The organism is Mesorhizobium sp. M0145, from assembly GCF_040322355.1.
In the GTDB taxonomy this organism is placed as follows: domain Bacteria; phylum Pseudomonadota; class Alphaproteobacteria; order Rhizobiales; family Rhizobiaceae; genus Mesorhizobium.
Genome location: NZ_JAMYTK010000001.1, coordinates 950091 through 970274 on the forward strand (window position 1 = coordinate 950091; position 20184 = coordinate 970274).

Here is a 20184-nt window from a genome sequence, read left to right on the forward strand (position 1 = left end):
ATTTTTTTGGGTGACTATGCCCGACAGAAGCAGACCTCACCGACCTCACTCACCAGCCTCGATGGGCACCTCGTAGAAGCACCACCGGGCACCGTCCTTCTGCCGTTTACCCTTCACAAGTTCGACCCAAATCGTTTCATCCGTTCCCGATTTCGTGAGGGTGTAGGTGTCGAGAATTGCCAATGTAGCGAGCAACGGCCCTCTCGTCTCACGTCTCCGAACACGTCATCGATCTTGAGACATCCATACTGGAGGGCTCCGTTGTCGTAGGCGATGTTATCTGCTGCCGCCTTCACGTCCTTCAGCAGCTTGCGCAGAGCCGGGTCGTCAAAGATTTCCACTGCCTTATCCTTGGCCGCCTCTCGCGCCTTGCGCTGCTCCAGCTCCGGCGCGTCCTGGCCCACGCGGGCTGCAAGCGCATCCGGGTCGACGGCATCGAGTAGGCGCCCTGCCAAACCCGCGAGATCGACGCCGCCCGTCACTTTTGTGATTGCCGCGCGATCCTTGTCGCCGATCCTTTGGTCAAGAGCGGCCAGACGGGCCGCAAGGGTTGCGAAGGCGTCATCGTCCCGCCGTCCGGCGGCGATCTCGTCGATCAGCCGATCGAATCCTATGACCCGGTCACGATCGAGAGGTTGCGATACCGTCTTGAGGCTTTCGGAAACGCCAACCGCGTCGACCAGTACGAAACGCGTCTTTGCTTCGGCGTCCGGAGTGACCTCGCGCAGTTTCTCCGGCGATATCGTGCGGGCGCCACGTCCTTTCATCTGCTCGAAATAAAGCTCCGAACGGACAACTCGAAGGAAGATCAGCGCCTCGATCGGCTTGACGTCCGTTCCTGTCGCGATCATGTCGACGGTGACGGCGATGCGCGGGTTGTAGTCGTTGCGGAAGGCGCGGATCAGCTGTTCGGGATCGGCGCCGTCAGTCTTGTAGGTGATCTTCCTCGCGAAGTCGTTTCCCTTGCCGAACACCTCCCGGACCAGCCCAACAATCTCCTCGGCGTGGTGGTCGTCCTTGGCAAATATCAGAGTTTTCGGAACCTCGTGACGGCCGGGGAATAGTTCGGTGAAGAGTGTGTCACGAAAGGATTCGAGAACCGTGCGGATCTGGTTCGGGACCAGGACAGTCCGGTCGATCTGGTCCGGCGTGTATGCGAAATCTTCCGACAGGGTCTCGTAGCGTTCGGCTCGCGTTCGCTTATCGCGTAGCCTGCCTTCACGGTCGACCCGCGTTCACCGATTTCCGTCCGGATGCGGAAGATTTCGAAGCCGACATTGACGCCGTCGACCACCGACCGCTCATAGGGATACTGAGCCACGAGGTTCTTGTTGAAGAAGCCGAGCGTATGAAGCGAGGGAGTGGCGGTGAGACCGACCGTGAAGGCATCGAAGTATTCGAGCACTTGCCGCCACGTGCCATAGATTGACCGGTGGCATTCGTCGGTGATGACCAGATCGAAGCTCTCGATCGGTATCAAGGGATTGTAGCTGATCAGGCGCTCGGTCGCCGGGCCAGACTGCTCGAAGGACGAAATCTCTTCGGCCTCTTCCGCAAGCTCCTTGCCGGTCAGCACTGAGTAGATGCGCTGAATAGTCGCGACCACTACCTGTGAATCCTTGTCCAGCCCCGCCGCGCCGAGCTTCTGGACGTTGTAGATCTCCGAGAATGATCTGCCTGTTCCCGGCGGGCGGTAAGCGAGAAACTCGTCCCGGGTCTGGCGGACCAGGTTCGCGCGGTCCGCCAGGAATAGGATGCGCCGGAAGCCGGCACGCGCCAGCAGCCGATAGCTCAGCGTGCAGGCAGTGAATGTCTTCCCGGCCCCCGTCGCCATCTGAACGAGCGCTCGCCGTTTGTTCGCCGCCAGCGACTGCTCAAGTGCAGTTACGGCGTCTACTTGACAGGTGCGCAAGCCAGTTGGATCGACCGGTGGCATTGACTGCAGCCGGGCACGAAGCGTCGCGGAAACCTTGATCCAGCGGTCAAGGGTCTCCGGACGGTGAAACGAAAAGACGATACGTGATGTGGAATCCGGATCGGCGTGGTCCCGGAAAAGCGTTTCCGAGGAGGAGGCAACATACTCGAAACGTACCTGTCCATCCGACCGCACCAGATGGCTTGGCGCGCCCGCCATGTACCGTGCCGCCTGCTCGGCGAAACCTGAAAGCGTCGATCCTTCCGGCTTGGCTTCCACGACGCCGCACAGGATTCGTCCGACAAACAGGGCATAGTCGACGGGACCGGTAGCGGTCTGGAATTCCCGGACAGCGACGCCAACGCCCGCTCCCAGGTTCATCTCGTCGCGAGTCTGCACCACCCATCCGCACAGCAACAGGCGCCGATCAATCTGGGATCGCGCCCTGTCTTCCGGATGAAATGCCCCCTCGTTCATTCGCGCACACTATGATGTGCAACCCTTCGGCGAAAGCCCGTTAGACGTTCGAAATGTTTCAACTGACTGTCTCACGGCGACTCTTCTACCGTGCGGGACTTAACAATCAGCTTTGCCGGCCAGCGGCTTTTCCCTTCAGTCAAGCGTCCTGTTCTCGACGCAAAGGCAGGTTTAGCGGTTAGCTCAGGCCTCGAAGATTTCACCCCTACACAGACTTTGTTGGCGGACGGCTCAATTGCGCCGATAGTGTTGAAAAGTCCGCCACCGAGGCCGTAGGGCTGCGCGGATAGAATTTCGTTCCGCAAATGAATTGCCTGTGAATCTTGATTCCAGCAGTACGCCCAGCGAGAAATGCCTTTCTACTTCAGAGGTATGCCCTCCGGAGCACCAGACTTTTTCAACAAAATCCGCCAGGAGCGGTCATTGCCGAGCAGATACTCTAAGGTCGCGTTCTGGTCGAAATGGGCCGAGAGCAGACCGGCAGCTTCGCCGCGATATTCAACAGCGGACATTCAGGTTGGTGTGGGCATCGTCGTGACCTGACCCAAAGCCGCCCTTCATGAGCCCATTTCGCTGCCCGATAGCTGACATTCACCGCGACCAGCATTCCTGACCCTTTCGGGACCTTCCGAGGCCGATTTTCCTTCCCGGAACCAGACGTTAAGCGCAACCAGTACTGATGACCCTGTGCAGACCTTTGCGTCGATGACTCGGCCCGGCCGCAGTAAACTCGAAGTGGCCATTCTGAACCGCGCAAACAGTCTCCCTGACAGCGAGGTGCTGGCGGGACGTTTGGCGGAGTAAGTTTTGCGCTCGCAACCAACGCAAATTGGGCGTACCGTGGCATATCGTCGGTTGCTAATACTGGGCCGGCGACTGAGAGCGCAAGACTCCCGCATCAAGACTCTGGGCGCGCTCGTAATTCGCTGTGTTCGGCGCGCTCACAAGACTGTCTGTCACTGCCGGAACCTCTTTTGCTCGGTTCCGGCCAGAATTGCCATTTGCGATTCGGAAGAGGAGCGTTCGGATGCAGATCATGCAAACCCGCCGCCGATTCCTGGCCGGCGCTGCAGCGGTAAGCGCTGCCGGTATTGTCGGTCTTCCGGAGTCGCTTCACGCGGAACCGCCGCTGGAAACGACCACGGTTCGGCTGCCGCGGTGGGTTGGTGGTTCCTACTGCTGGGCCGGCGCGTACATCGCCGGAGAACTGATGCGCGCAGATGGCTTCACCGACGTTCGCTACGTAGAAGCCGACAGAAGCGTCGACCAATCGGAGTGGATCGCACGCGGTGAGACGGATTTCTCGGTCAACTTTCCGCCGAACCAAATCGCGTCGATCGATGCCGGCGTGCCGATCAAGGTGCTAACCGGGTTGCACTCGGGATGCCTCGAACTGATCGCCAAGGAGAGCATCCGCAGCGTCACGGATCTGCGGGGCAAGAGGGTGGGCGTTGATGGTTTCAACAACTCGCGACACGTGTGGCTGTCCCTCATGTCCGGCTATGTCGGGCTCGATCCCGTCAACGATATCCAGTGGGTCTTGACTGAGGGCGTCAAGCCCACGGAACTCTTCGTCCAAGGGAAGATCGACGCATTCCTCGGCACGCCGCCCCAGCCGCAGGAGCTGCGCGCCAAGAAGATCGGCCACACCATCCTCAACAATGCCGTCGACCGCCCATGGTCACAGTATTTCTGCTGCATGATCTCCGCGACGTCGGACTACGTGAATAGGTACCCGGTGGCGACCAAGCGGGTCTTGCGATCCATCCTCAAGGCCGCTGACCTCTGCGTGTCGAATCCGCAGCGGGTGGCTCGGCAGATGGTCGATCGCGATTTCGTCCCATCGTATGACTACGCGCTCCAAACGCTGAAGGATATCCGGTACGACCGGTGGCGGGAATTCGATCCTGAAGACTCCCTGCGGTTCTACACACTCCGCATGCAGGAGACGGGCATGATCAAATCGAGCCCGCAACAGATCATCGCCGACGGAACGGACTGGCGCTTCCTCGACGAGTTGAAGCGTGAGCTGAAAACCTGATCCCATTTGTCTCAAGGGGAGACGTGGACATGGAAATCATCCAGAGCCGCCGGCGCTTCCTGGCCGGCCTTTCGGCAGCCGGCGCCGCGAGCCTAGTCGGGGTCCAGCAATCGCTCCCCTCAGAGCCACCGCCGGAAACGACTAGCGTCCGCAGGCGAGCCGCTGCGGAGCCACCGCCTGAGACGACGCGGATCCGGCTCGTCCGGATTCCCAGCATCTGTCAGGCCCCCCAGTATGTAGCCGAAGAACTGCTGCGCAGCGAAGGGTTCACTGAGGTGCACTACCTCCAAAAAGAGGGGACCGCAGACATCGCGCCGGCCCTCGCCTCTGGTGAAGCCGACCTCAGTGCGCATTTCGCCGCCCCGCTCCTTCTCAGCCTGGAAGCGGGGGATCCCATCGTCATCCTGGCAGGACTCCACGTCGGCTGCTTTGAGCTGTTCGGCACCGATCGCATCCAGTCGATCCGCGACCTCAAGGGGAAGACCGTGGCCGTGCCAGCGCTAGATTCCAGCCGATACGTCTTTCTCGCCGCTATGACGGCTTATGTGGGCCTGGACCTCCATAAGGACATACACTTCGTCACGCATCCGGGACCCGAGTCCATCCGGCTCCTAAGTGAGGGGAAGATCGATGCCTACCTAGGCTTTCCCCCCGAACCGCAGGAGATGCGGGAGCGGCAGATCGGCCATGTGGTGATTAGCAGCACCGTGGACCGGCCCTGGTCGCAATACTTCTGCTGCATGCTGGCTGGGAACCGGGAGTTCGTCCGCACGTATCCGGTGGCCACCAAACGCGCCCTCCGCGCCATCTTGAAAGCGGCGGATTTCTGCGCCAGCGAGCCGGAGCAGTCCGCGCAGTACTTGGTGGAGCAGGGCTATACTAGGCGCTATGACCATGCCCTCCAGGTCATAAAGGGGCTCCCCTACGGTTGGCGTGGGTATAGCGCTGAGGACACCCTGCGCTTCTACGCCTTGCGCCTCCACGAGGTCGGGATGCTCAAGAGCACCCCCCAGAAGCTCTTGGCCCAAGGCACCGACTGGCGCTTCTTCAGCGAACTGAAGGAGGAGTTGAAGACGTAGGCAATCGCCATCATGCCGTGCGCCCTATCGAGGGAAGGAGTGGCTTATGCAGATCATCCAGAACCGCCGCCGTTTCCTAGCCGGCGCTGCGTCAGCCGGCGCCGCGGGCCTTATCGGCACCTCTACGCAAGCCTGGGCTGAGCCGCTGCCGGAGACCACCTCGGTCCGCCTGCCGCGGTACATCGGCGGCGCCTATTGCTGGGCGGGCCTGTACCTCGCCGGAGAGATGCTGCGCGCCGAGGGATTCACCGATGTCCGCTATGTGCAAGGTGACAAGAAGGTTGATCATTCCGCGTGGATCGCAAACGGCGAGACGGATTTCAGTGTGAACTATGTGCCGATTCATCTGGCGTCGATCGATGCAGGAGTGCCGATCAGGGTACTAAGCGGACTGCACTCCGGGTGCCTCGAACTGATCGCCAACGACAGCGTCAAAGGCGTCTCGGACCTGCGTGGAAAGCGGGTTGGGGTCTTTACGCTTGATTCGCCGCAACACGTGTTGGTTTCTCTGATGGCCGCCTATGTTGGGCTCGATCCCGTCAACGACATCGAATGGGTCATCGAAGAGCACAATTTTGCGGAAGGCTTCGTCGAAGGAAAGTACGATGCAGTGCTCGGCCAACCGCCCCGCACGCAGGAACTTCGCTCCAGGAAAGTAGGCCACACAATCCTCAACTCGACCACCGACCCGCCGTGGTCGCAGCACTTCTGCTGCATGATTTCCGCGACTGCGGATTATGTAGACAGATACCCGGCGGCGACAAAGCGCGTCCTGCGGTCCATCCTCAAGGGCGCCGACCTCTGTGTCTCAGATCCGTCATGGACTGCAGGGCAGCTGGTCGATCGAGGTTTCGTCCCCAGCTACGAACTCGCGCTGCAAACGCTTGGCGACCTCCGGTACGACAGATGGCGGGATTTCGATGCCGAAGCCTCGATGCGCTTCTACGCGCTGCGCATGTACGAAACGGGCATGATCAAGTCGAGCCCGCAAGAGATAATCGCCACCGGAACGGATTGGCGCTTTCTCTATCAACTAAAGCAGGAGTTGAAGACGTAGGCAATCGCCGAACGTCGTGTCCCATCAGGGAAGGAAAGGCTTATGCAGATCATCCAGAACCGCCGCCGTTTCCTCACAGGCCTGTCCGCGCTCGCAGGTGTGGGTCTTGCAAAGGGCCGCAACGCGGCCGCCGCCGAAGCGGCACCTGAAACCACAATCGCCCGCTTTGCGGCGGCGCCCGGTATCTGCATTGCTCCGCAGTACGTCGCCGAGGATCTGATCCGCGCAGAGGGGTTCTCAGATTTCGGCTTCGTGGCCGCCGAAGCTGGTATCGCCCAGACCGAGATGCTGGCGCGCGGCGACATCGACTTCGGCATTGACTTTGCCACGGCCCTAATCATTCCAGTCGACACTGGCGCCCCGATCAAGGTGATCTCCGGAGTGCATGTCGGCTGCTACGAGTTGTTCGGACGCGAGGACATCAAGAGCATCGCGGATCTCAAGGGCCGCAAAGTCGGCGTCGGCGGCAATCTATCGTCGGATCCGCATATCTTCGTCAGTGCCATGGCGACCTATGTCGGCCTCGATCCGCAACGCGACATCGAATGGATCGTCGGCGAGGCAAAGCCGGCGGAGCTCTTCGCCGAGGGCAAGGTCGACGCCTTCCTGGCTTTTCCGCCTGAGGCTCAAGACCTCCGCGCCCGCAAAGTCGGCCACGTCATCCTCGACAGTTCCAAGGACCGGCCGTGGTCGCAATATTACTGCTGCATGCTGGCGGTCAACGCTGCGTATGCCGAGAAAAATCCAGCTGCCACCAAGCGCGTCATCCGGGCCATCATCAAATCGGCCGACATCTGCGCGGCCGAACCGGAACGGGTGGCACGCCTCCTGGTGGATGGCGGACACACCGAACAATACGACTACGCCGTGCAGTCGCTCCGCGAGCTCCCATACTCTGATTGGCGCGACTTCGATCCCGAGGACACGATGAGGTTCTTCTCGCTGCGGCTGCATGAAGCCGGGATTGTCAAGTCGAACCCAAACGAGATCATCGCGAACGGCACGGATTGGCGCTTTTTCAACGAGGTCAAGCGCGAGATGAAAACGTGAGCGAGTGGGCGGCGCGCATCTTGCTGCTGGCGCTGATGGCCGGGCCGGCACACGCGCACGACGCGCCGCACGACGAGCGCCTGCCGACGATCGGACAGGCGCCGGACTTTACCTTGGTATCGCAGGACGGTGTGCGTGTGTCGCTGCACGACTTTCGCGGCAAGGTGGTCGCCGTTTCATTCATCTATACGTACTGTACCGACGTCTGCCCCATGCTGACCGCCCATATGGCCAGCGTGCAGGAAAAGTTGGGTAGTGCATTCGGACCGAAAATCGCCTTCGTTTCGATCACCGTCGACCCGGAGCGCGACACGCCCGATGTTTTGAAGGAATATGCGCAGAATTTTGGCGCCGATCTGAAGGGCTGGTCGTTTCTTACCGGTGATCCGGCGATTGTCCATGAGGTTGGACGGAAATACGGGGTCATCGCGAAGAAGGCGGCGAACGGAGATGTCGACCATACCTTGTTGACGTCGCTCGTGGACCCCGGTGGCATCTTGCGAGTACAGTATCTTGGTGTCCGGTTCGACCTGGAGGAGTTCCGGGATGACCTTCTCAGCCTCTTGGACGAATCCAAATAGCATAACGAACCGGCTCGTTGGCTGGGTTGCCCGGCTGCCGGCGCGCGTCCAGACCAAGCTCTTGATCGCGTTCCTGTCGATTGTCGGCCTGCTGATCGTCCTCGGGGCCGTCGGGTTGCAGGTGCTGAGTGGGGTCAATGATCAAACAAACGAGCTGATCAAGTTGCAGCGCCGGATAGCAGCCTATCGCCAGGTCCAGCACGATACGACCACCCAGCTCTACGGCATCTCCACCGCCCTTTTGCTTCAGGACGACCGGATGCTGGATGCGGCGCTGCGCCAGCTCAACCAGTTCGGCTACGACCTCGACCGCATGGAGTTCGTAGCCAAAGCCGAGGTGGAAGTGCTTGGCCAGGTCAGGGAAGAGTACGAACGGCTGACGGCCGGGGTGACGCACGTGGCAGAGCTCGTCCGCGCCGGCCGCACTGAGGAGGCGCGCAAGGTTCAGCTTGATGAAATCATACCGTCGGCTGATAGCCTCGAGCGGCTGACAAACCAGCTGGTCAACATGGCCGAGGCCGACATGGTAGTGGCCATCGAAACGACCGAGGGTGCGTACGGCACGTCCAGACTGATCGTGGTCTCGTTTGCGGTGGGCAGTATCCTGCTGGCGTTGGGGCTCGGCTACATCATCTCCTGGTCGTTGATCGAACCGGTCAAGAAGATCGAGACGCGTCTCAGCCAGATAGCGGCCGGCGACTTCGCCCAACAGGTTGCCGTCGCCAATCGCGACGAACTTGGAGTGCTCGCCGCTAACGTCAACCAAACCTCCGACCAGCTGGGGCGCCTGTATCAGGAGATTGAGACGCGCACCCAGCAGCTCGACGAAGCCCTTCAGCAGCAGACAGCCACCGCAGACGTTCTGAAGGTCATCAGCCGCTCTACCTTCGATCTGCAGGTCGTGCTCGATACGTTGGTGGAATCGGCTGTCAGGCTCTGCCGTGCCGACAAGGGTGGTATCGTGCAGTTGCTGGATGGCATATTCCGCTATGTGTCGACGCATGGCTACCCGCCCAGTTTCCGTGCTTATGTCGACGCCAATCCACTTCCCGCGCTCGCCGCAGGCCGAGGCTCCGCCGTAGGGCGCGTAATCGAAGAACGGCGGATCGTGCAAATCGAAGACGTGACCGCTGATCCGGACTACCGCGTTGCCTTGATCGCTGAGGCAGGCGGATTCCGCACCGTCCTCGCTGCCCCGCTGTCGCGGGAAGGTGATCTCGTTGGCGTATTCGTCATGACGAGGGTTGAGCCGCAACCTTTCAATCTCAAGGAGATCGCGCTCGTCGAGACATTTGCCGACCAGGCGGTGATCGCCATCGAGAATGCGCGGCTCTTCGAGGCGGTGCAGTCACGGACGCGCGAGCTTGCCGCGTCTGTTGGTGAGCTCGAGGCGCTTGGTGAAGTGAGCAAGGCGGTCAATTCGACGCTGGATCTCGACACGGTGCTGAAAACGATCGTCGCCAAAGCGGTCCAGTTGTCGGAGACGGATGCTGGCACCATCTACGTGTTCAGCAGCACGCGGCAGCAATTCCGTCCGCGCGCAAACTTCGGTATGAGCGATGAGCTTATAGCCGCAGTCTCACACCAGACGATCGGGCTGGCCGACATGGGGATCGGCGACGCACCCGAGCGCTGCATGCCGGTGCAGTTTCCCGACCTCAGCGAGGAGGCCTCATCCTTCCTTGTAAGAAAGACGATCGTCGAAGCCGGATATCGCGGTATCCTGATCGTTCCGCTGCTGAGGCCCAACAAGATCGTCGGTGCACTGGTCGTCAGGCGCTACAAGCCAGGTGCCTTCCATGAGCAAGTTGTCCACCTGCTGGAGACCTTCGCAGCCCAATCGGTGCTCGCGATCCAGAATGCCAAGCTGTTCCGTGAGATCGAGGAGAAAAGCCGGGAGCTGGAGGCAGCTAGCCGCCACAAGTCCCAGTTCCTCGCGAATATGAGCCACGAACTCAGGACACCGCTCAATTCGGTCTTGGGTTTCACAGAGCTGCTGGTCGACGGCATCTACGGCGAACTCCCGGACAAGGCAAAGACGACCGTCGCGCGCGTGCAGGCAAACGGTCGTCACCTCCTCGGGCTCATCAACGACGTACTCGACCTTTCCAAGATCGAAGCCGGCCAGCTCACACTGGCGATCGAGGACTACTCCGTCGCGCAGATTGTTCGATCGACAGTTACGGCTGTAGAGCCGCTGGCACGAGCGAAGGGTCTTGAGCTTTCAACGACTGTTGCCGAGAACCTTCCAATCGGCCGCGGGGACGAACGCCGTTTGACGCAGGTCCTGCTCAATCTTGCAGGCAACGCCGTCAAGTTCACCGAAACGGGTGCGGTCGACATTCTTGCCGATGCGGTCGACGGGCACTTCGAGATGACCGTCCGAGACACCGGTCCCGGCATCGCGTCCAAGGACCAGGCTCTCATCTTCGAAGAATTCCAGCAGGTCGACAACAGCAGTACCAGGCAGAAGGGCGGTACGGGTCTTGGCCTGGCGATCTCGAAGCGCATCGTCGAAATGCATGGCGGAACCATAGACGTCGAGTCCGTGATCGGGTCAGGGTCGACATTCCGTCTCAAGGTACCAATCCGGGTGAATGAGGACGTGAGGGCCGCATGAGCAAACGAATCCTGATGGTGGAAGACACCGAGGACAACCGCCAGATCATCCGCGATCTCATTGCTACCACCGAATACGAACTGATCGAGGCGGCGGACGGCGCCGCCGGCATCGCTGCAGCCGGAGCGCACAGGCCAGACCTGATCCTTATGGACATTCAGCTCCCGGTGATCGACGGGTATGAAGCGGCCCGCCGCATCAAGGCCGACCCGGCGCTCCGGCACATTCCGATTATCGCCGTCACCTCCTACGCGTTGTCGGGCGACGAGGCGAAAGCCCTTGCTGCTGGGTGCGATGGTTACATTGCCAAGCCCTTCAGTCCGCGCCAGCTGCTTTCCGAGATTCGCGGGTTCCTTTCTTGAGGGAGGCAGCGCTTTGCACGATCCGCCTCGCATTCTCGCGGTCGACGATACTCCGGAAAACCTCGAGATCCTGCGCATGCGCCTCGAGGCGAATGGCTACGAAGTTGCAACCGCCGCCGATGGGGAAGAGGGGCTTGCGAAAGCCCGCGAACTCACGCCGGATCTGATCCTGCTCGACATCATGATGCCGAAGCTCGACGGCATCAGTGTGGTACGCATGCTCAAGCACGATCAATCGCTGCGGTCGATCCCCGTTATTCTGGTCACCGCGAAAGCCGACACGCGCGACGTGGTCGATGGGCTGGACGCCGGTGGCGACGACTATCTGACAAAGCCCTTCGAGCACAGGGCGCTGTTAGCGCGGGTGCGCTCGATGCTGCGTCAGAAGGCGCTTCACGACACTGTCGCGAGCCAAGCCAAACGCCTTGAGGACCAAGCCGCGCAACTTTCCGACTGGAACCGCTCGCTCGAGCAAACCGTGGCCGACCAGGTGACGGAGCTCGAGCGAATGGCGCGGCTTAGGCGGTTCCTGCCCGAACAGGTCGCCGACCTCATCGTTGCGGCGGGCAATGGAGATGCGCTCTTGCAGAGCCACCGTCGCGAGGTGACCGTTGTCTTTTGCGATTTGCGCGGCTTTACTGCCTTCGCAGAGACCGCCGAACCCGAAGAAGTCATGACCGTTCTTGCCGAGTATCATTCCTGTCTTGGTGAACAAATTGTCCGCCACGAGGGGACTCTCGAGCGGTTCGTGGGCGACGGTATCGTCGTGGTTTTCAACGATCCACTGGCATGCGCCGACCACAGCGAGAGAGCTGTCTCAATGGCTGCTGCAATGCGCGACGCGATTGACGAGCATTCAGAGCGATGGCGCAAGCGCGACTATTTGCTTGGCTTTGGGATCGGCATTGCCAGGGGCCACGCAACCATCGGGCGCATCGGTTTTGATCAGCGCTCGGACTATGCCGTCATCGGCACTGTGTCGAACCATGCCGCCCGATTGTGCGAGGAGGCCAAATCGCGCCAGATTCTTGTTAGCCAACGGGTCCTCGGCGCTGTCGAGTCGCTGGTCGAATCCGTTCTTGTTGGCGAACTGACGCTGAAGGGTTTTCGCCGCCCGATGCCTGCCTATGAAATCGTGCGGTGGATCGGTCGGCCAAGCTAGAAGGGCGGGCCGCCGCTCAGACCACGGTCATAACGTCTAATAGCCATCGCAACCTTACCCGCCAAATCGTCCTTGTTGCGCCAATATTTAACGAGCTTCTTTTCATACAGCTTTCGGAATCTCTCGAGTTTGGCCTTTTTCTCGAACTCGACCTTTTCCGCGGCCCACGTCTTGCGAGCACCGCCTTCGAGCAAAAACGCCACGGTAGGCACGCCTTGGGCGACGGTGTACTCGTACTCCATCTGGGTGTAGCTCTTACCCTTCAACTCTGAGCCGTACCGCTCCGCTACGATGAGTACGTAGTAGTCGCTGTCATCGATGCGCCGCTTAATGTAATCCCATTGAGTGTCGTCGCTGGCTTGGAATGCCTCCATCCCCACAGGAATATGCCCGAGGGTTAAGAACGGCCTCGATGACCGACCGTCTTTCGTCCACCAAATCGGCATAGGTCGAGCTGACGAAGATTTGGTATTTAACGTCCATGCGGCTTCACCCTTCGATCCGCCCTTGTAAGTCTGCAAGCAGGCTGGGGATAACGTTCCGTGCCCGCATCAAGAAGCCGAGTCATGATTCTTGCAAGGGGTGAAGCGATCAAAGCCCGACCCGCGCGCTGGCACGCTAGGTTGCCCGGTTTGCCGGAAGGAATAATCACTTGCGGCGAGGAGTATGAAACGTGCGGTGCCCCCCGCCGCAGCGACAGCCTTCGCTATTCCTTCTTGTCGACCAGCGCCCGTAGTGCCGAGACGTCATGCAGCAATAACCTGCTGCCGCGCTTTTCGATCAGGCCTCTCTTGGCGAGGTCGCTCATTTCGCGCGAGACCGCTTCCCTGTGCGTGCTCATCGTTGCCGCCAGCTCGGAATGCGTCGGTGCCGGGCTTATGGACACCTCGCCGTCCGCGAGTGCGGCTTTCTCCGCCCGATGCAGGAGCTCGACGATCAGCCGTTTTCGCACGACCAGAGTGCTGTATTCGAATACCCGCTCGGTCATGCGCCGGAGCTGGGCAGACAGATGCTCAAGCAGCATCCAGGCAAAAGTCGGGTGGGTCATCACGATATCCCGGAATGCTGTGCCGGACAGCCGTGCAGCGCGGGTTGCCTCCAGCGCGACTACGCTGGCAGAGCGTGCAATCCCGTCAATGCCTCCGAGCTCCCCGAAAATGTCACCCGGTTCGACATCGCGATACGCTATCTCCCTGCCGTCCGCTGAAACCAGTGTCACGCGAGCCCGTCCTTCCAGCAGGAAGAAGACATCGCGACCAGTGTCGCCGTGGGAAATGATTAGCTCGTTGTGTCGATAGCTGCGCTCGTGCCACCGTTTGGTCAGCGCGGCGAGGTCGGCATCGCAAAGTCTTGAGATGAAGGCCAGAGAGCCTGTCACAACGGTCTCTTGTTCAATCAAGTGTACTTCACCTTACTCCCTATCCAAGGAAATTTGATGGCCGCAGGCCCCGCTTTCCGGGATGCAAACTGGGAGCGGATTTCGCCAATGTTTTCCCCGGTGTGGGAATTCCCACAGCCGAGCCTGGTTCGACTGTCATATCCTTGTTGCAACGTCAGGCCCGCCGGCTCGTGTGCAAGCCGGCGAAGGGAAAGGGAACAGTCATGAAATTCTTGGCTCCCGTCACAAAACTTGCTGCGGGGTTTCGCAAATTCGTCGCGCCGCGCTACCGCCCGGAGCTTTATTACATGCGTGGCCCGGGGCCAGCCACCGCCCGCCGTATGGGCACGCCGCGGCAAAACCAATCCATCGACCACTACGCCTAACTTGCCTCGCGGACGGCTGACGCTCTCGCCCGGAGTGCCATTCGCGCCGTTCCGTACCGGTCAATTCAGATCAATGAAGGGACGATCTGATCATGGTCATAATTCATGCTGCCGCCATTGGTCCATTTCGCAGGTGTTTACGCCTCCGCGCCGAGCGAAAAGCTCTCTTGTCGGCAACGGACCAGTTGAGCCGTTTACCCGATGACGTTCTTGGCGACATCGGCATCTCACGTGACGAAATCATGTGCGCTTTGCGAAGCCGCGCCATCCGTCATGCGGAGGCAGGCGCGGCCGGCACGACGATCGAGCGCACCAGGATCGCTTGGGCCTCGATCCCGAGACGGTTGGCCGCCGGCAGTGGCTACGCCTCGGCCGAGATCCCCTTTGGCTGGTCCGCGAGCGCGCGATCGAGCCTTCTCAGGACCTCGCGTTCGCTCACGCTGACATGCCAATCAAACAGCTGAAAGACGTCTATTTGGATTGCGAGCGGGGAGGCCGCCGGTGCGCTGGGGACGGAAGACGTGATGTACTGTTCGATGCGCGAGTTCCGACTAGGCGCGAGATAGCAGTTTGCGCATAATCAACGATGCATGGCCTTCTGCACCGTGCGACGCGGCCCTGCGATCGACCACTTCGAACCATGTTTGCGGTAAAAGGCCATTGCCCGGTCGTTTCCCTCGAGCACTTCGAGTGCGATGCTCGGGATGCCGGAATGGGCGGCAAAGACAGCGTGCAATATATTAGCGGCTAGCCCGGTGCCGTACTCGCTTTGATCGATGTGGAGCCGGTCAACCATGACGTCGCCGGCTTCATTCATCTTAGCCATCGCGTAGCCGGCAATCGAGCCGTCTGGCCGTTCTGCCACGAACGACATTTTGTTGGTGTCTGTCAGTTCCGCCGCAATCCGCTGCAGCGTGTGATCTTCATCCGAAATCCGGGCCGCGGTCTCGGATGCCGAAGCGCCGTTCGAATGCTTCGGAAGCCGCCTGGGCGAGTAGAGTCCGACCTCCGCCGCGACTGATTTCAGTGAAATGCCGCGCGAGAGCAACACGGGCGCCGCATCCAGCCTGGCCGCGTCGACGCGATGGAAGGTCCACTTCATACTGCGTTTGTCGATACGGTCACTTAATGTACCATCGAGCCCGCGCGGTTCGGAACTACGCCAAATCCTCAGCGTGGATTGGGAGGGCAGTCATGGCATCGCAATGTTGGATCAATCTTGGCGCCGATGGCAGGTTCGCGGCGAGCGGAAAATTATCGAGCACGCCCGCCGATGTCGATCACCTGCTAGGCGATGCGTTGGGCGACGCCTCACAGCTCGTACTCTACTTTCATGGGGGGCTGGTAAACGAGGCGTCCGGGCTCATAAGCGCGGAACGGATGTCGGGTAATTACGGATCGACGGCAGCCTCGGTAGGGATTATTTGGGAGACGGGTCTTGCCGAAACGTTCCGCGATAACCTTCTGTCAATCACGGAAACCAAGGTCTTCAAGAAGGCGCTTTCTTGGGTGCTAGCCAAGGCAGGTGTCGGCGATGACGGCGGAGCCAAGGGCATAGGTGGTGGCCCACTCGCTGCCGCAGAAATCGAAGCCATGCTTGAGACACCGGAGGGTGCAAGGGCGCTTGATGGCGCACTTGCAGCCCAGGCCGATGCCGCCCAATTGGCCGCGAGTGCAAAAAGCAGCGGACTTGATGACCTCGACGCGGAGGCGATCGCTAGCGACCTTGAATATGATTTTGCGGCCGACCCTTCGTTACCTGATCTGATCGATTTGGCAGTGCTTGGGTCTGATCCGATTCGCCGCAAACTGGACCTCGAGGACGGTGCGAGAGGCGCGACTATTACTGGCGTTGCTTTGTTCATCGGTAAGGTCGTCGTTGCCGTGATCCGCCGCTACCGCAGCGAGACGGCGCATGATGTTCTTCCAACCGCAGTGGAGGAGTTGCTGCGCGCTGCCTATCTTGGCGACGTTGGAAAGTTCGCCTGGGACGCAATGAAGGCAAAAGCGCAGCGGATGTGGACCGACGATGGGGCAACGCCCGGCGTGAACGGCCACGGTGGGGGATATATGCTGCGGCGGCTCGAAGCGCTGCAGGCGGCCCGGCCGGAAATGATCATCGATGTCGTGGGCCACAGCGCTGGATCGATCGCTATCTGTGAGATGCTGGCAGCGATCGAAGCTGACCGGCGCACAATCCGGTTGCGCAATATCCTTTTCCTGGCGCCCGCCGTCCGTCTGGACCTTTTCGCCCGTTGGATTCCTCGCGGGCCGCAGATTTTCAAACGCTTCCGAATGTTCACGATGACCGATGCCGCGGAAAAGCAGGATCGTATCGCCGGCCCGATCTATCCTCGATCGCTCCTCTACATGGTCTCTGGTTGCTTCGAGGATCGCCCCGATGCGGCCATTGTCGGCATGGATCGTTACCTTCGACGCGCGGCGACCTCAGCCGGACGTGACTATGACGATGTGCGCCTTTGGTTGCAGGAGGGTAACCGGCTTGCTTATTCTCCAAGCCCCGCCCGTACCGCGCAGGGCCTCCAAACGAATTCCCTTCACCACGGCAGTTTCGACGACGATCCGGCTACCCTTGCTAGCCTCCGCTTCATAGTGGGAGCAACACCATGACCCACGCACCGGACGACTATGCCTTGGTTATTGGCGTCAACGATTATCCGGAGTGGAACAAGGGCGCGAAATCGCTCAAGGGTTCGGTCAAGGACGCGACTGATTTTCGCGATTGGCTAATTCATAAGGACGGCGGCGGCCTCGCGCCGGAGAATGCAAAGCTCGTCGTTTCGACTGTTGAGCCACTAGGCCCGCGGCAATGGATGATCGACGATGCCTTTCGCGCGATCCGTAATCAGTCCGAGGGAAAGTTGCGGCGGCGCTTTTATTTTTATTTCACTGGGCACGGCCATAGCCGTGCCGGTTCGTGGCAGCAACAGTCGCTCTGTCTCGCGAACTGGTCACCACTCGATGCTGGCGCTGCTCTTCATTTGGAAAGCTACATAAAGGCCTCGATTGGCTGTTTGAAATTTTCAGAAAGCGTCTTTTTTCTCGACTGCTGCCGCGTTCGAGCCGTGGTTCCGCTGGGGCAGCAAAGCGAGTTGGAGTGCGGGGACCCGGACGCAAGACACCGCTATTCCGCGATTCTCTTTGGGAGCGATCAGTACGAGCCCACATTTGAAGGAGAGGTCAATGAGGAGATTCGGGGTTACTTTACCGCCGGTCTGCTGACAGTGCTCAAACAGGGGACGATCGAACTTAGCGACCTCCTCGACCGACTGAGGATCATAGTCCCGGATCTTGCAAGACCCAAAGAGCAGACAGTTCGAGCAGTCCCCGCAGACACAAAGATTTATCTTGGTCCTCCAGATCGCAAACCACTGCTGGAGAAATATGCTGACGGCGGGAAAGGAGTCGGCACGCAGGTTTCAATCTCGGTGAAGAGCAACCTGACCGGCAGCAACACTGAGCAGGACGCGCCCACACCCCGGCCCGGCGACATTAGCATAATTCGCGACGATTTTCTTATCGCTCGCGGCGTTGGTTCTGTCAGCAAGCAGCTTATTCCGGGACATTATCAGGTCCGCATTGATCATGCGGAGGCATCTATCACTTACGACATTGATGTGGGCGATCAACCGGTTGAGCAGCAGTTCGACCTTCCCCGACGCGCTTCTGCGACTCTGCTATCCAGCACAATAGACAAGCACGAGTGGCTGACCGATCCGGTAGTCGATGCAAGCAAATGGGATGCTTCGCAGGGCGGCCAGGCTATTTTCGTTTCTGTGCGTTCGCGGCAGCCGGGCGATGCGACGCCGATGGCAAGATCGCTATCGCTGTCGCTAAACAACCGAGGCAAGAATATCGCCATCTACGAGGGAAACTCACTGCATCTCGTGGAGCCGGGGACCTCTGACCTGCTTTACTTTGGCTCTGAAGGAGACATTTCAATCCTGCCGATCCCCATCGCGAAAGGGTGGGACACACACGTATTTATTCTGACTTATGAGGGTCGCCCCCAGCTTCCGACCGCTTCTATATCTATGCGGCCTTCTGGGGTCGGCTTCGATCCGTCCGATGCGTTGATTGATGCCTACGAACGGGGCATTGCAGACCTTGTGACCGGCGGCCCTGGACCTGACCCTGAAACTCTCGACTATTTGCTCTGGGGCAAATATCGAAACCCACTGTTCGGCTTGCTAGGCGCGCACTTTTTGATTCGCAAGCTTCGACGCGATCCCAAACCGGATCCCAACGATCTCCAACGTCTCGCGATCGTGGTCGAAAATTTGGGTGAGCTGCTTGGTGCGGATGCGCCCGACGTCGTTGCTCTGCGCCTTTGGAGGCAACTGATCTCCAAAGAGTGGCCGAGGGAACCTTTAGCTGGGCACTTGCCGCTGTTCAATGTCGGTTTCCAAGCTTTCATAGAGGCGACGGCATCGTCTGACGCAGCGATGGACAGCAGGCTCGACGACGTCGCGCTTGGCCTCGACGGGAATTCGCCATGGACGTTGTGGCGGCCTGCAAGGACCAGCAGCGTGTCCGCGAGTTGGAGCCTCTATCCGACACCACACACTACGTTCCATTTGGAAAGCGAATCGATTGGCAGGCTGAAAGCGATCGAGAAACTGTGGCGCAGAGATGGCTTTGTAGTGGAATCGACGCAGGCTGGCAGCTTGCGCAAGCTTCGGGCAATACGCCCGGAAGGTCACCGTCCCCGAAATTTCGATGCCGCCAGTCAGGCCAACACAATTCTCAGCATTCCTGACTGGGTGGTGAGTTACATGCGTGAGGCAGTTAAACAGAGCACGCGAACAGGCGGTGCGCTTGATCTTAGCCGGCTAGTCCGTCGCACTATGTTGCCGATGAATGTCCTCGTGGCAGCGAAGTCTCTGGCGGAACAGTCTGAAGACGACGGTGGGGTGGTGGAGCCTATTCGAAGCTTCGGCACCGCCCCGCCTGTCGATTAGGAGGAAGCTTCTCCGCACTGGTTATGCCACGACATTTTCGTGAGGAAACAGAAAAGATCACGCCGACAAGGATGAGGATGACGGCGAAATGTCTGCCTGAGCCGCATGAGTGCTGATCGCCCATCGCGAGCGCTTGTGGCGCCGGCTCAGCGAAATCCGGCTTGCTCCGAAATTTTGCTACAGACTTGCACGCACCCGGCCCCCGCATGAGACAACCGTTTTGGGGGAACGGGCGGCATCGATCTAAACCACGAAGCCCCCCATTAACCAAACTGCGGCACCAGCGAACAAAAAAAGCGGCCAACCGCGCAAGAGCTTGGCATTCCGGGGCAAGTCGCTGCGGGACAGTTGACTACACGGCTGTTAGCACCAAACGTACAGGAACCGGCGTCACACCAAGCAAAGCGCGAGGTTGTGAGCCAACCCTTGCTCTGGTTTTAGCTCTGGTTTTAGCTCTTATTAAACAGCTAAGTCATTGAAATCATTAGCATCCTATTGCCAGCGAAGGTCTCCCTCTCCGCCACTTCGGAGTTGTGTGCGTCAAGTTCTGCAAAATGGCGTGGCATTGCGGTGACGTCGGCGTGTCCGCCGCGCAGCCCCCGTGTTTAGCGGAGCGGCGGACACATGACGGTGCTCAGGCGGCCAAGGCCCTCAGGCTCTCCTTCTTGTGCTCGCGCAGATGATCCATGTTGAGGTAGCGGGTCGCCTCGAGCCAGTTCTCGTGGATCTCCACCGCCAATGCCCGAACCAGCCGCAGACAGCTCCGCGGGTTGGGGAAGATGCGAACGACCAGGGTGCGCCGCTTGATCTCCTGGTTCAGCCGCTCCAGCATGTTCGTCGACTTCATGTGCTTGTGGTGGGCTAGCGGCAGCCGATAGAAGCTCAGCGTCTCCTCGATGTTATCTTCCACCCAGTTGACCAGCTTCGGGTATTTGGCCTGCCATTTGGCGATCCACTGCGCCAGGTCGCGTTTGACCTCGGCAAGGTCGCGCCGGTCGTAGAACCATCTGAGCTCCATCAGGCAATCGTCGTCGACCTTGCGCGGCACGTAGTCGAGCGCGTTTCTGAGGAAGTGCACGTAGCAGCGCTGCCAG

The 20184-nt window shown here is 59.8% G+C and carries 19 protein-coding genes; 11 read left to right on the forward strand and 8 right to left on the reverse strand.

Translation table 11 applies throughout. The features are described 5' to 3' along the window. Nucleotides 1–113 precede the first annotated feature (113 nt). The 3 genes from NKJ28_RS04840 to NKJ28_RS04850 form a co-directional block, all read right to left on the reverse strand. On the reverse strand, nt 114–1139 hold the full coding sequence (locus tag NKJ28_RS04840) for a helicase-related protein (protein WP_352634333.1): 1026 nt from the start codon (nt 1137–1139) through the stop codon (nt 114–116). Further along, nucleotides 1028–2392, reverse strand: coding sequence for a DEAD/DEAH box helicase family protein (locus NKJ28_RS04845; protein ID WP_352634286.1), 1365 nt, complete (start codon nt 2390–2392; stop codon nt 1028–1030). Before NKJ28_RS04845 ends, NKJ28_RS04840 begins: the two co-directional genes overlap by 112 nt. Before the next feature lie 359 nt (nt 2393–2751). Continuing rightward, the gene (locus NKJ28_RS04850; RefSeq protein WP_352590059.1) at nt 2752–2904 is read right to left on the reverse strand and encodes a hypothetical protein; all 153 of its coding nucleotides are present in this window, start codon (nt 2902–2904) and stop codon (nt 2752–2754) included. 515 nt (nt 2905–3419) lie between these two features. Here NKJ28_RS04850 and NKJ28_RS04855 point away from each other — a divergent pair. The 8 genes from NKJ28_RS04855 (at nt 3420) to NKJ28_RS04890 (ending at nt 12344) form a co-directional block, all read left to right on the forward strand. Beyond that, the gene (locus NKJ28_RS04855) at nt 3420–4433 is read left to right on the forward strand and encodes an ABC transporter substrate-binding protein (protein WP_352595960.1); all 1014 of its coding nucleotides are present in this window, start codon (nt 3420–3422) and stop codon (nt 4431–4433) included. A gap of 29 nt (nt 4434–4462) precedes the next feature. Continuing rightward, on the forward strand, nt 4463–5512 hold the full coding sequence (locus NKJ28_RS04860; protein ID WP_352595957.1) for an ABC transporter substrate-binding protein: 1050 nt from the start codon (nt 4463–4465) through the stop codon (nt 5510–5512). A 46-nt stretch (nt 5513–5558) separates the two neighbouring features. Then, a complete protein-coding gene (locus tag NKJ28_RS04865; RefSeq protein ID WP_352595954.1) occupies nt 5559–6569 on the forward strand; it encodes an ABC transporter substrate-binding protein in 1011 nt (336 codons plus the stop codon). Nucleotides 6570–6611: 42 nt separating this feature from the next. Next, entirely contained in the window at nt 6612–7619 is a 1008-nt protein-coding gene (locus tag NKJ28_RS04870) for an ABC transporter substrate-binding protein (RefSeq protein WP_352595952.1), read from the forward strand. Further along, complete coding sequence (locus tag NKJ28_RS04875; protein ID WP_352595949.1) at nt 7616–8200, forward strand: SCO family protein; 585 nt, start codon at nt 7616–7618, stop codon at nt 8198–8200. The genes NKJ28_RS04870 and NKJ28_RS04875 overlap by 4 nt, the downstream gene beginning before the upstream one ends. A 61-nt stretch (nt 8201–8261) precedes the next feature. Continuing rightward, a complete protein-coding gene (locus NKJ28_RS04880) occupies nt 8262–10820 on the forward strand; it encodes a GAF domain-containing protein (protein ID WP_352595946.1) in 2559 nt (852 codons plus the stop codon). A gap of 14 nt (nt 10821–10834) precedes the next feature. After that, the gene (locus NKJ28_RS04885) at nt 10835–11182 is read left to right on the forward strand and encodes a response regulator (protein ID WP_246501742.1); all 348 of its coding nucleotides are present in this window, start codon (nt 10835–10837) and stop codon (nt 11180–11182) included. A 13-nt stretch (nt 11183–11195) separates the two neighbouring features. Further along, the gene (locus tag NKJ28_RS04890; protein WP_352634335.1) at nt 11196–12344 is read left to right on the forward strand and encodes a response regulator; all 1149 of its coding nucleotides are present in this window, start codon (nt 11196–11198) and stop codon (nt 12342–12344) included. Here the strand turns inward: NKJ28_RS04890 and NKJ28_RS04895 are convergent. The 3 genes from NKJ28_RS04895 to NKJ28_RS04905 form a co-directional block, all read right to left on the reverse strand. Continuing rightward, on the reverse strand, nt 12341–12724 hold the full coding sequence (locus tag NKJ28_RS04895) for a DUF4062 domain-containing protein (RefSeq protein WP_502902158.1): 384 nt from the start codon (nt 12722–12724) through the stop codon (nt 12341–12343). The genes NKJ28_RS04890 and NKJ28_RS04895 overlap by 4 nt on opposite strands. After that, nucleotides 12672–12827 (reverse strand): DUF4062 domain-containing protein, encoded by a 156-nt coding sequence (locus NKJ28_RS04900; RefSeq protein WP_352634290.1) that lies wholly within the window; start codon nt 12825–12827, stop codon nt 12672–12674. Before NKJ28_RS04900 ends, NKJ28_RS04895 begins: the two co-directional genes overlap by 53 nt. A gap of 223 nt (nt 12828–13050) precedes the next feature. After that, nucleotides 13051–13722, reverse strand: coding sequence for a Crp/Fnr family transcriptional regulator (locus NKJ28_RS04905; protein WP_352634292.1), 672 nt, complete (start codon nt 13720–13722; stop codon nt 13051–13053). Between the two features lie 224 nt (nt 13723–13946). Here NKJ28_RS04905 and NKJ28_RS04910 point away from each other — a divergent pair, with 224 nt between their 5' ends. Further along, the gene (locus NKJ28_RS04910; protein ID WP_167522729.1) at nt 13947–14108 is read left to right on the forward strand and encodes a hypothetical protein; all 162 of its coding nucleotides are present in this window, start codon (nt 13947–13949) and stop codon (nt 14106–14108) included. A 580-nt stretch (nt 14109–14688) separates the two neighbouring features. On the opposite strand, the gene NKJ28_RS04915 is transcribed toward NKJ28_RS04910, so the two are convergent. Beyond that, complete coding sequence (locus tag NKJ28_RS04915) at nt 14689–15210, reverse strand: GNAT family N-acetyltransferase (protein ID WP_352634294.1); 522 nt, start codon at nt 15208–15210, stop codon at nt 14689–14691. 92 nt (nt 15211–15302) lie between these two features. On the opposite strand from NKJ28_RS04915, the gene NKJ28_RS04920 reads away from it, so the two are divergent. Next, nucleotides 15303–16739, forward strand: coding sequence for a hypothetical protein (locus NKJ28_RS04920; RefSeq protein ID WP_352634296.1), 1437 nt, complete (start codon nt 15303–15305; stop codon nt 16737–16739). After that, nucleotides 16736–19090 (forward strand): caspase family protein, encoded by a 2355-nt coding sequence (locus tag NKJ28_RS04925; protein ID WP_352596240.1) that lies wholly within the window; start codon nt 16736–16738, stop codon nt 19088–19090. Before NKJ28_RS04920 ends, NKJ28_RS04925 begins: the two co-directional genes overlap by 4 nt. A gap of 634 nt (nt 19091–19724) precedes the next feature. Here NKJ28_RS04925 and NKJ28_RS04930 read toward each other — a convergent pair. Further along, nucleotides 19725–20184 (reverse strand): transposase (locus tag NKJ28_RS04930; protein ID WP_352634298.1); only part of this gene is annotated, 460 nt, incomplete at its 5' end.